The following is a 10,189-nucleotide window of genomic DNA, read 5'->3' as shown; positions in this document are numbered from 1 at the left end:
GGGCGTCAGTCTCCCAGGACTTCGGCGACCTGCGCCATGGTCTTCTCCTCGGCGCCGGCCGGCGCGGTGCCGCTAAGCTTGGCCTTGTGGGCCGGCACGTCGATGCCGTAGAGCTTCGCGGCGTTGAGCCCGAGGATCTTGCGCTTGGCGTCAAGGTCGAGATCGACGCCCTTGTCTTTCTTGATATTGTCGGGAAGCTCGTGCGCCATGAACTTCTCGACCATCCACTTGGGCGACCAGATCGCGTAGTCGCTGCCGTAGAGCAGCCGGTCGGGCCCGAGCCAGAACAGCAGCTCGGAGATGACCTGGTTGAAATAGTCGGGTCGGCTGTGGATGAAGGGCAGGGCCACCGCCAGCCCGCCATAGACGTTCGGCTCCTGCACCGCGATCCAGCAGAAGTCGTCCAGCCGGGGCAGGCCGCAATGCTCGACGATGAAGTTCAGCTCGGGGAAGCTGGTCGCCGCATCGTCGATGTCGGCCACGTCGAAGGCGTCGCGGTTCAGGGGCAGGATGGTCGGCCCTTTGTGGACGTGGATGTTCTTCACGCCCAGCTTGACGCATTCGGCCATATAGCGCTGCGCCCACTCGTCGGTCAGCTTCCAGCCCTTGCTGGCGCCCTTCCACTCCGCGGTGTAGAGCTTGACGCCCTGGATCTTGTACTTCTCGACCAGCTCGTGCAGCGCCTCGATGCCCGCTTCGCCGTCGCGCGGGTCCCAGGCGCCGTTGAGGATGAAGCGGTCGGGATACTTCTCCTTCAGGACGGCGTTCTGCTCCGTCGTGTTGAAGCCGTTGACGTAGAAGTCCTTCAGGTATGTGGGCTGGAAGATCGCCATGTCGTCGTAGCCCTCGACGAACAGGTCGTTGTACATGGTCTCGGCGCCGTACTTGTCGAACTTCTCCTTGGGCCAGACATACTCCTTGGGGCTGAGCGCGGTATGGTACCCGTAGAAGCAGTCGATGAACTGTCCGCCGTGGATGTTCTTCTGGTTCTCCTTGCTGCCGTCCCACAGGTGGGTATGGCCGTCGATGATGAAGATTTCCTCGCCTTCCGCCGTCTTGAACATCGTTTCCTCCGCCGATCGGTTCTTGATTGGGTCTTGTCGGGTCAGGTGTATTCGAGAGCGTCGTCCATGTTGCCGAACAGCACGACCGTGTTGTCGTCGATCATGACCATGCGGCCGTAATGGGTGGAGGTGGAGATCTCGAACAGGTGCGGGGTCATCTCGCGGCCGAGCGCCTCGCTGATCTCGTCCATCTTGAACTCCATCTTGCCTTCGCCGTCGATGCGGATCATGGCCGGCATGTAGGTCACCTTGATGCCCGGCTTGCTCTCCATCACCTCGGCGATGCAGCGCGCCTCGACGCTGTCGTTCATGGTGACGCCGCACTGGTGCGAGATCGTGTGCTCGAAGGTCAGGTCCTGCATGGGCTTGAAGATGTTGAAGTCATGGGCGACGCTCATGTCTCTTTTCTCCTCTCTCGATCCGGGGTTTTCAGGCGTCGGCGGCCGGCTGGGCAGGGGCGGGTGCTATCTCGACGGTGGCGGGCACCTCGATGCCGATCTCGGCGCAGATCGCCCTCAGGCGGTTCGACGACGCGGCGAAGGCGTCGGTGAACTGGGCCGCCTTGACGCGGGGCTGCGACCAGACGGGCTGCAACTGGTTCGCCGCCTTGACGCAGAGGGTGCCGTGCTTTTCGAGCCAGCCTTCCATGACCTTGCGGTTTGCTTCGCCATGCTCGGGGTCCTGGGCCAGCAGATGGAAAAGCTCGACCGAGTTGGCGAGGTTCTGCTCGTAGTCGGCCTCGGCCGCCGACACGACCGCGGGAGTGGCGAAGTCGTTCTGGGCGGCGGCAAGCTGCATGACGAAGCCGCTGCGGAACAGCTCGGCGACCAGCGGCTCGAACACGACGTTGGTCGCGAAATACTGCTCAAGGTAATCCTCGGCGCCCATGACGGCCTCGGTCGCCTCGCGCGTGCCCTGCCAGACCGGGTCTTCGAGCCAGTGGGTCTTGCCGGCGGTCGCGTCGAACACGGGAAGGTCCATGCCGATCTCGCTCAGGTACAGCGTCAGATCCTGGGCGAAGCGCAGCTTGTAGGACGAGTTGGTCAGGATCGCGTTGTTGACCATCTGCGTGTAGCCGTAGCGCTGGGCATGCATGGTCGCCTTGCCCAGCCCGTACTCCGCATGCTTGTAGGCGCCGACATGGTCCTGGAGGATCTTGACCCAGCGGGGATCGAAGCGCGACGGAGCGCCCGACTTGCGGGCGTTGTCCACGACGTTCTTGATCATGCCTTCGATGGTGGACTGGCGCTGGTAATGGGTCCGCTCCCACTCCTGGTCGGGAGCGCGGAACTTGTGCCAGTCCGACGACTGGAGCTTGGTCCAGCCCTTGTAGTAGGTCGGCGTCCCGTCGGCGAAGGAGATGATCCAGTTCTGGAGCAGGTAGCGTTCCGGATCGGGCTGGACGTCTACCGTCATGTCCTCGTAATGGGTCGCCTTGCGGCCCTTCGGTTCGTAGTAATTGTATTTCCGGCTGTCCCATCCCGGGAACTTCTTCGCGCCGGCGGCGCCGGACTTGACTTCCGTTTCCTGAACCTGTGCCGTCATTTTTGTTTTCCTCCCCGTTTGCAAAAGTTGGCGACCGGTCCCTACCGAAGGGCGGGCGTGAACTTGTCGAAATAGATGCGGTCCGGTTCGACGCCGGCGATCTGGAGCACCGGCAGCAGGGCGTCGATCATCGGCGGCGGCCCGCAGGAATAGACGTCGATGTCCGCCACGTCGCCGAGGGTGCCGAGATGCCGGCGCACCACCTCGTGGATGAAGCCTGTTTCGCCGTCCCAGGCATCCTCGGGCGCCGCGTCGGACAGCGCCGGGATGAAGCGGAAGTCGGGCAGCCGTTCGGTCAGCTCGGCGAAACGGTCGAGATAGAACAGGTCGCGGGCCTGGCGCGCGCCGTAGAAGAAGCGGATCGGCCGGGCGGGCTCGCCGCATCCGATCTGGTCCTGGAGGATCGACCACAGGGGCGACATGCCCGAGCCCCCTCCCACCAGGACCATCGGGCCGGAGCGGTTCTCGCGCCGCAGGCAGGTGCCGAAGGGGCCGCGCAGCATAAGGCTGTCGCCGACTTTCAGGCTGCCGTCGAGCTGGGCGGAGAAGGCGCCCTGGGCGTATTTCTTGATGATGAAGTGCAGGCGGCGGGGCTCGCCCGGCGGGTTCGCCATGGAGAACGAGCGCGTGATGCCCTTGCCCGGGATGGTGATGTCCACGTACTGGCCGGCCCAGAACTTCAGCGGCTGCTCGATCTCCAGTTCCAGGCGGAAGATGTCGTGGGTCAGCGGGACGATGCCGGTCAGCCGGGCCGCGAAGTCCTTGACCGCGATCGAGCGCGACAGCAGGTCCTCGTCGTAGTTCAGCAGCTCGACTTCGATGTCGCTGTAGGCCAGCGTGCGGCAGAGCAGGATGTGGTTGGTGTCGCGGTCCATCTCGGACAGCGCGAACGTGGAGTATTTCAGCAGTTCGACGTCACCGTCGATCAGCACCGATTTGCAGCTGGAGCATTGTCCTTCCTTGCAGCCGTGCATCAGCGAGATGCCCTGGCGGAACGCGGCATCGAGAACGGTTTCCCCTTCCTCGACTTCCATTTCGATGCCGGCGGGCTGCAACAGGACCGTGTGGACCGCGCGGGCGGCCAACGGGTTCTGCGTCATGTGCGTTTCCCCTGGACGAAGGTCTGGCTATCTCCGGCGGAAGTCGGGGAGCGCCGACCGGGCGCTCCCCTTTTCCGGCCGGGCGTCAGACCCGATGGACCTTGAAGCCCTTCTTGTATTCGGCGATGTGCTTCTCGCGCTGTTCGGGGGTCATTTCGCGGAGCGTGATCAGGGGGCTCTTGATCTCGTAGCCGCGCACATGGTCCAGGGTCCACATGTCCTTCTCGTCGAACGACAGGTGGGGCTGGGCGATCAGGGTCTTACCGTCGGGTCGGACGAAGCCCATGTCCTTGATCGCGTCGGCCAGGTCCCAGCCGTGGTACATGCTCTCCCACTCGCGGTGGCCGCTGAAACGGCCCATGGCGGGGGTCGGCCTGCCTTCGTACTCGCCCTGGAAAGCCACCTTGTGGGTCCAGCGGTCCACCTCGTGGCCGTAGGTGTAGATCTGGCCGTCAACCTCGTCGACCACCATGTCCTCGCGGATCAGGCAGGGCACCAGGTTGGACCAGCAGCGGTGAGGATAGACGTAGCCGGTGTCCACGAAGGTGATCGGCGGGTTGCCGGGCTTGCTGAGCTTGGCGTAGTTCTCCCACCAGGCGCCGAACTCGTCATACCAGCCCGGATACTTGTGCTCGAACCACTCGAAGTCCCGCTCGGTCATCGCCTCGATGCGCCAGAAGTTGGCCCACCAGCCGGCCGAGAAGAACTGGGCGACCTTGTGGACGTAGTTCTTCTTGACGATCCGGTCGAAGGCTTCGTGGACGTCGTCGTGGTGGATCTTGATGCCGTACTTCTCCAGCGGCAGCATGTAGGTCCGGTAGTAGTCCTCGAAGATCCAGCGGTGCCACAGCTCCGCGTAGCTCTCCTTGTTCTTGTCGCGGTTGGTCGTGCCGTACTCGATGATGGTGCCGATGGCGGCGTCGACGATCGCGTGGTTCTGCCAGAACGCGTATTTGAGGTCGCGTTCCAGGAGCTGGTGGTTGTCGGGGTTGTTGAGGATCGACATCAGCAGCGAGTGGCCGTTGCCGATGTGGCGGCTCTCGTCCGACTGGACCGACAGGAACACGGTCGGCAGGGCGTAGTCGCCGTTGCGGGCCGCCTCCGACGGCATCGCGACGAACAGGGTGTTGGTGAAGGCCGTCTCGGCGACGACGGTCAGGTAGATATTGGCGGCGGTGATCGCGTCGCCGGTCACGAAGGCTTCGCCGAACTGCCGGCCGATGGTGGTGGCGTAGCACTTGCCGAACGCCGCTTCGGTGATGTCGAACCCGGCCGGGTCGATGTAGTTCTCCATGTACCACTTCTTCAGGTTCATCTGGATGGTCGAGTGCCGGAACTCGTCGACCATCTGCATGGTGAACCCGGTGCGCAGGTCATCACCCGGCGCCAGCCGGCCGACCATCGCCATGGAGCGCGCGGCCGAGATCTCGGGGAAGGGGATGATCGCCAGGAACAGCTTCATCCATTCGACCCAGCGGGGCTCCACGTTGCGGAACATGTCGCCGCGCAGCGCCGCGTCGAGCGCGCCGTAAACCCTGTTGTCCTTCTCTTCCTGCATGGGGAAGTACGACCGCAGGACCTGCTTCATGGGGTCCTTGGGTGCCTTGGAGATCTTGTAGTCGGTCGGGAAGGTCATTGCCTCCTGGACATAGGATGGCGTCCAGCCCAAGTCCGCGACCCGGCGCGCCGCTTCGCCGATGCTGATGCCCTTCTGAGCGATGATCTTGTTGAGCGTCAAACCGTCAGGCATGGTTTACTCCCTGGAATTCGTTGGCTGGAATCTCGTTGGACGACAGGTTTCCGCCTTGGCCGGCTCTTCAGACCGGCTTGAGTTCAGTCCGGGATGGCGATCCATGACGTTCCGGAGCGTGGCATGCGCTCAGGATGCAGAAATTTTCCGCCGTGCTGCTGTCATGGCCGTTTCCCCGCACTACTTCCTTGTTTATTGCACCGCATCATGGGCGGTGCTTTGTTGTGCCTGTGATAGTTAGCAAACACCGTGCCAGTTATTGGGTGATCTGGAATACCTTGTAATTGCTGGGTTGCGAGGTCTTTTCCCGACTTTGACTGTGGTCATTGTTTACTTGTGGGACGTTCAGGTCCGCCGGAGTGTTTCAAAACGGGCCGGCATGGACGGTTGTGGATATCCTGGCGGCTCTCGGAATGCGACAGTATGTCATTCCCGATGATCCGGAATGTTTTCTGGAGCGCTCCGCCACACCATGCTACTTTTTGGGGACGGTGGAAGTGCCGGACCTGGAATACGATGGCGGGGCTGATGATGACTGGCGGAACCTTCGGCAAGATTCCCAGCAGCGAGCGTGAAGCAATCCTCGCCGCGATCCAGGAGCTCGGAGGGCGGATGGATCGCCGTTTCGAGCAGATGGATTCGCGCATCTCGGTGCTCGAGAAGGATGTCGGTGAGATCAAGTCCGAGATGAAGACCATGGGCAAGGGCGTCCTCGAGGTGCAGTTGTCCATGAAGCATCTGCCGAGCTACTGGCACATGTATGTCGCGCTGACGGGACTGGTCGTGACCGTCTACAGCCTCATGCGCTTCGCCATGCCGAGCCACTGACAGCAACGCTACTTTTTCGCCGTCTCCTCCGGCTTCGCCTTCTTCTCCGCGATATAGCGGGCGCCCAGGATCAGGGCGCCCATGGTGAAGTCTTCGCCGTGGGCGGCGATCATCTCCTGTGACAGGTCGGCGAGCCGCTTGAAGAACTCGTCCTTGGATGCATCCTCGGCCGATGCCGCTGAAGTGGTCATGGTGGCGGGTCTCCGGTTTGCGTTCGGTTCAGCGTTCAGTGCGGTTCGTTCAATCGATGGACGATCTCTTCCAGCTTGAGGATCAGGGCCTCGCGTTCGGCTTCGATCCTCCTGGTCTGCTCGATGGCATCGAGGTGTTCCCGTTCCAGGTCGGCCAGCCGGGCCGACAGTTCGGGGGTCGGCGCCGCCGCCATGTCCTGGCGGCAGCGCGACAGCTCGAACTCCACCCCGGCGCGCCGGCCCTCCCGCGTGAGCTGGGTCGAGTTCAGCTCGGTCAGCTTCGCGACGATGGCGTAGCGTTCGGCCATCAGGGTCTGGAACGGGTCGTCGGAGTTTCCGTCGTCAGAGGTCATTGTGGTGCCCGTCGCAGAGCGGTGCGTTGGCGGTTCGCTTGCAGCCGCACAGGAACACCGTCCCGGTGCCCGGCGCCCTCCACCCCATCGGGCTGATCCCGGTGCCGGCGTGGGAGCCGTCGCAGATCGGCTGAGTCGCGCTGCGGCCGCACCGGCACCAGAACACCAGATCGCCTTCCTCGACCTCCCACTCGTACGGGCCGGCCTGGGCGACTTCGGGTTCGAAACCCATGGCGATATCCTTCCGGTATCAGGACCTCAGGGTATCAGGACGGCACGGCCCTTGACCTTGCCGTGGTGAAGGTCGTGCAGCGCCTCGTTGGCCTGCTCCAGCCGGTACTCGCGGGTCGCCAGCTTGACCAGGCCGCGATCGGCCAGGGCCATCAGTTCGACCAGCTCGGGATATGTGCCGACCAGGTTGCCGACGATGGTCTTCTCCGACGTGATCATCTCGATCGTCGGGATCTCCACCTTTCCGCCATAGCCGACGATGTAGTAGAAGCCGGCGTTGCGGGTCATGGCGAGACCCTTCTCGACCGCGTCGCCCTCGCCGACGAAGTCGATCACCGCCTCGGCCCCGCGCCCGCCGGTCAGGGCCAGGATCTGCTCGACCTCGGTGCCGTCGGACTTGACCAAGTGATGGGCGCCGCACTCCTTCGCGAGGCCCAGCGCCATGTCCGAGCGGTCCACCGCGATGATCTCGGCGGCGCACAAGGCCGCCAGCACCTGGACGCCGATATGGCCCAGCCCGCCGACGCCGATCACGACGGCGTATTCGCCGGGAAGCAGGTGGCGGGACGCCTTCTTGGCGGCTCGGTAGGCGGTCAGGCCGGCGTCGGTATAGGGGGCGACGTCCTTGGGAGTCAGGCTGGCCGGCAGCTTGATCAGGGACCGCACGCCGGTCAGCAGGTACTCGGCATAGCCGCCGTTGGCATTGATGCCGGGAAACTTGCTGTCGGTCGCGTGCATGTCGTCGCCGCGGCGGCAGGCGAGGCAGTGGCCGCTGGTCACCAGCGGGTGGCAGATGACCGGGTCGCCGACCTTGATGCCCTCGACGCCCTTGCCGACCTCCTCGACCCAGCCGGCGTTCTCGTGGCCCATGATGTAGGGAAGCTGGACATCGACCTTGCTGCGCCAGATCCCTTCCACGATGTGCAGGTCGGTCCTGCAGACGCCGGCGCCGCCGATGCGCACGATCACGTCGGTGGTCTTCTCGATCTTCGGATCGGGAACCTCCTCGTACCGGACGAACTGCGGGCTGGTGAGCGACGGGTCGAATTCGTAGAGCACGGCCGCCTTCATGGATGAGCCTCCCCGTTTGTGATTCGGTCGATCTTCCGGTTCTCGTTGGAACCGGCACCAGTAGAGGCAAAGGGCGTGCCAGGGCGCGGAAAGGCGGGAGTTCGCGGCATTCCTCGGAATTGCCCCGAATTGCGTGTTTACATAATCAACGCCTGCTCACACCTTGGCTGTGCAAGACTTGAACATAACAGGTCGTCAGGGGAGGAACGGGACATGGGACTGCTCTCGCCCGCGGAGCGCCTGAGGCAGGCGCGCATCGAACTCCAGGACCGGGGCATCGCCTCGCCGGACCTGCTCGCCCCGGAAATCCGGCAATCCTGGGACCGCTGCCTGAAGGCGGGGCTGGAGCCGTGCCGCTCGCCCGAGCTTCTTTACGCAGCCGAAACCCAGTTGGAGGAGGCGCGCGAGCGGCACGAGCTGACCCGCCGGCTGGCGCTGGCCGAAATGCACAACCTCTACCACCAGATCTCCGGCTCCAACTTCATGATCGCGCTGGGCGATCCCGCCGGCATGGTGCTGGACACCATCACCGACGACACCTTCCGCACCACCGCCGACGCCAAGAACATCCGGGCCGGGGGGCTGTGGGGCGAACTGTACCAGGGCACCAACGCCCTCGGGCTGGCGACGGCCATGCGGGCGCCGGTGACGGTCCACGGGCCGGAGCACTTTTTCACGACATACGGCGGGCTGACCTGCAACGCGGCGCCGATCTTCGGACCCACCGGCGAGATCGTCGCCGTGCTGGACGCGTCGAGCGACTGCCGGTCGCGCCAGAGGCACACCATGGCGCTGGTGAAGATGTCGGTCCGCCAGATCGAGAACGGCCTGTTCCGCGAGGCCCACCGCAACGACCTCGTCCTGATCTTCCACACCCGGGCCGAATATCTGCGGACGCTGAGCGCCGGCCTGCTGGCGGTGGACGGGGAGGGCAGGGTGCTGGCGGCCAACCGGCAGGCGCAATTCTTCCTCCAGGGGTTGCCGGCCAATCCCGGGCACCATTTCGCGGAGCTGTTCCGGACCACCTTCCACCGGTTCCTGGACGAGGGGCATCGCCGGGAGCGTGTGCGGCTGGAGGACCACGAGGGCAGCAGCTACGTCGTCGCGATCGACAACCTGCGCCACGCCTGTCCGATCCACGCGCGGAAGAGCCGCGGTACGCCCGGTGGCCGGGTCGGCTTCATCGCCGAGGATCCCGCCGTCAAGGCGGCGCTGCGGCAGGTCTCCGGTGCCGCGGCGCGGGCGGTGCCGATCCTGATCCGTGGCGCCACGGGGACCGGCAAGGAGCTGATGGCCCGCCATGCCCACGCCGCCAGCGGTCGTACGGGCGCTTTCGTCCCGGTCAACTGCGCGGCCCTGCCGGAAAGCCTGGTCGAGGCCGAACTGTTCGGCTACGCCGACGGCGCCTTCACGGGGGCCCGCCGCGGCGGCGCCCGCGGGCTGGTCGTCGAGGCGGACGGCGGGACCCTGTTCCTGGACGAGATCGGCGACATGCCGCTGCCGGTGCAGGGAAGCCTGCTGCGGCTGCTCGACGACTGGACGGTCCGTCCGGTCGGCGGCGGAGCCCGCAAGAAGGTGGACCTCCAGCTCGTCGCCGCGACCAACGTGGATCTGGGGGAGGCAGTGGGCGCCGGGCGCTTCCGGGCCGACCTGTTCTACCGGCTCAACATGGTGGAGGTGGAACTGCCGCCGCTGGCCGGCCGGTCCGATTTCGACGAGATCGCCCGCCACCTGCTGCGGGCGATCGATCCCGGCTGCGTCATCGCCGACGCGGCGCTGGCGGCGCTGGCCGGGCGGACCTGGCCCGGCAACATCCGCGAACTGCGCGGCGTCCTGACCAGGCTCGCCATCGCGGTCGGCGACCAGGGCGTGATCGACGCCTGCCATGTCGATCCGCCCCGGGCCGCTCCCGCGCCGGCATCCTCGACGCTGGAGCGGGCGGTGATCGACCGGGTGGTGGCGACCTGGGAGCAGACGGGCGGCAACGTCGCCGAGACCGCCCGCCGCCTGGGCGTCACCCGCAACACCGTCTACAAGAAGCTCCGCCTGCGCTGAG

11 protein-coding genes are annotated in these 10,189 nt (G+C 65.0%); 2 read left to right on the top strand and 9 right to left on the bottom strand.

Features of this window, described 5'->3' with window-relative positions; translation table 11 throughout:
* Window positions 1-5 precede the first annotated feature (5 nt).
* From DPR14_RS19900 to DPR14_RS19880, 5 genes are all read right to left on the bottom strand, one after another.
* A complete protein-coding gene (locus DPR14_RS19900) occupies window positions 6-1,064 on the bottom strand; it encodes an amidohydrolase family protein (RefSeq protein WP_158046708.1) in 1,059 nt (352 codons plus the stop codon).
* A 41-nt stretch (window positions 1,065-1,105) separates the two neighbouring features.
* Entirely contained in the window at window positions 1,106-1,462 is a 357-nt protein-coding gene (locus DPR14_RS19895; RefSeq protein ID WP_158046707.1) for an MmoB/DmpM family protein, read from the bottom strand.
* A gap of 31 nt (window positions 1,463-1,493) precedes the next feature.
* Complete coding sequence (locus DPR14_RS19890) at window positions 1,494-2,609, bottom strand: aromatic/alkene monooxygenase hydroxylase subunit beta (protein WP_158046706.1); 1,116 nt, start codon at window positions 2,607-2,609, stop codon at window positions 1,494-1,496.
* A gap of 41 nt (window positions 2,610-2,650) precedes the next feature.
* Complete coding sequence (locus DPR14_RS19885; RefSeq protein ID WP_158046705.1) at window positions 2,651-3,709, bottom strand: NADH:ubiquinone reductase (Na(+)-transporting) subunit F; 1,059 nt, start codon at window positions 3,707-3,709, stop codon at window positions 2,651-2,653.
* 85 nt (window positions 3,710-3,794) lie between these two features.
* Window positions 3,795-5,459, bottom strand: a complete 1,665-nt coding sequence (locus DPR14_RS19880; RefSeq protein WP_158046704.1) for an aromatic/alkene/methane monooxygenase hydroxylase/oxygenase subunit alpha — start codon at window positions 5,457-5,459, stop codon at window positions 3,795-3,797.
* Between the two features lie 516 nt (window positions 5,460-5,975).
* Between DPR14_RS19880 and DPR14_RS19875 the strand changes: the two genes are divergently transcribed.
* Window positions 5,976-6,287 (top strand): hypothetical protein, encoded by a 312-nt coding sequence (locus tag DPR14_RS19875; protein ID WP_158046703.1) that lies wholly within the window; start codon window positions 5,976-5,978, stop codon window positions 6,285-6,287.
* An 8-nt stretch (window positions 6,288-6,295) separates the two neighbouring features.
* Here DPR14_RS19875 and DPR14_RS19870 read toward each other — a convergent pair whose 3' ends face one another.
* The 4 genes from DPR14_RS19870 to DPR14_RS19855 are packed head-to-tail and all read right to left on the bottom strand — an operon-like array spanning window position 6,296 to window position 8,133.
* Window positions 6,296-6,478: a hypothetical protein gene (locus DPR14_RS19870; RefSeq protein ID WP_158046702.1), complete on the bottom strand. Its 183-nt coding sequence runs from the start codon at window positions 6,476-6,478 to the stop codon at window positions 6,296-6,298.
* Between the two features lie 35 nt (window positions 6,479-6,513).
* A complete protein-coding gene (locus DPR14_RS19865) occupies window positions 6,514-6,831 on the bottom strand; it encodes a hypothetical protein (protein ID WP_158046701.1) in 318 nt (105 codons plus the stop codon).
* Window positions 6,821-7,063: a CDGSH iron-sulfur domain-containing protein gene (locus DPR14_RS19860; RefSeq protein ID WP_192499044.1), complete on the bottom strand. Its 243-nt coding sequence runs from the start codon at window positions 7,061-7,063 to the stop codon at window positions 6,821-6,823. The genes DPR14_RS19865 and DPR14_RS19860 overlap by 11 nt, the downstream gene beginning before the upstream one ends.
* A gap of 26 nt (window positions 7,064-7,089) precedes the next feature.
* Window positions 7,090-8,133 (bottom strand): NAD(P)-dependent alcohol dehydrogenase, encoded by a 1,044-nt coding sequence (locus DPR14_RS19855; RefSeq protein ID WP_158046699.1) that lies wholly within the window; start codon window positions 8,131-8,133, stop codon window positions 7,090-7,092.
* Between the two features lie 213 nt (window positions 8,134-8,346).
* Between DPR14_RS19855 and DPR14_RS19850 the strand changes: the two genes are divergently transcribed.
* A complete protein-coding gene (locus DPR14_RS19850) occupies window positions 8,347-10,188 on the top strand; it encodes a sigma-54-dependent Fis family transcriptional regulator (protein WP_192499043.1) in 1,842 nt (613 codons plus the stop codon).
* Window position 10,189: the final 1 nt, after the last annotated feature.

Source organism: Skermanella pratensis (assembly GCF_008843145.1).
Taxonomy (GTDB): Bacteria; Pseudomonadota; Alphaproteobacteria; order Azospirillales; family Azospirillaceae; genus Skermanella; species Skermanella pratensis.
Note: the sequence above shows the minus strand (reverse complement) of the source record. Positions and strands in the feature narration are given on the sequence as shown.

Excerpts from the sequence above, each read along its gene's own strand:
- DPR14_RS19900 (WP_158046708.1), bottom strand. The coding sequence starts at position 1,064 with ATGTTCAAGACGGCGGAAGGCGAGGAAATCTTCATCATCGACGGCCAT.
- DPR14_RS19895 (WP_158046707.1), bottom strand. The coding sequence starts at position 1,462 with ATGAGCGTCGCCCATGACTTCAACATCTTCAAGCCCATGCAGGACCTG.
- DPR14_RS19890 (WP_158046706.1), bottom strand. The coding sequence starts at position 2,609 with ATGACGGCACAGGTTCAGGAAACGGAAGTCAAGTCCGGCGCCGCCGGC.
- DPR14_RS19885 (WP_158046705.1), bottom strand. The coding sequence starts at position 3,709 with ATGACGCAGAACCCGTTGGCCGCCCGCGCGGTCCACACGGTCCTGTTG.
- DPR14_RS19880 (WP_158046704.1), bottom strand. The coding sequence starts at position 5,459 with ATGCCTGACGGTTTGACGCTCAACAAGATCATCGCTCAGAAGGGCATC.
- DPR14_RS19875 (WP_158046703.1), top strand. The coding sequence starts at position 5,976 with ATGGCGGGGCTGATGATGACTGGCGGAACCTTCGGCAAGATTCCCAGC.
- DPR14_RS19870 (WP_158046702.1), bottom strand. The coding sequence starts at position 6,478 with ATGACCACTTCAGCGGCATCGGCCGAGGATGCATCCAAGGACGAGTTC.
- DPR14_RS19865 (WP_158046701.1), bottom strand. The coding sequence starts at position 6,831 with ATGACCTCTGACGACGGAAACTCCGACGACCCGTTCCAGACCCTGATG.
- DPR14_RS19860 (WP_192499044.1), bottom strand. The coding sequence starts at position 7,063 with ATGGGTTTCGAACCCGAAGTCGCCCAGGCCGGCCCGTACGAGTGGGAG.
- DPR14_RS19855 (WP_158046699.1), bottom strand. The coding sequence starts at position 8,133 with ATGAAGGCGGCCGTGCTCTACGAATTCGACCCGTCGCTCACCAGCCCG.
- DPR14_RS19850 (WP_192499043.1), top strand. The coding sequence starts at position 8,347 with ATGGGACTGCTCTCGCCCGCGGAGCGCCTGAGGCAGGCGCGCATCGAA.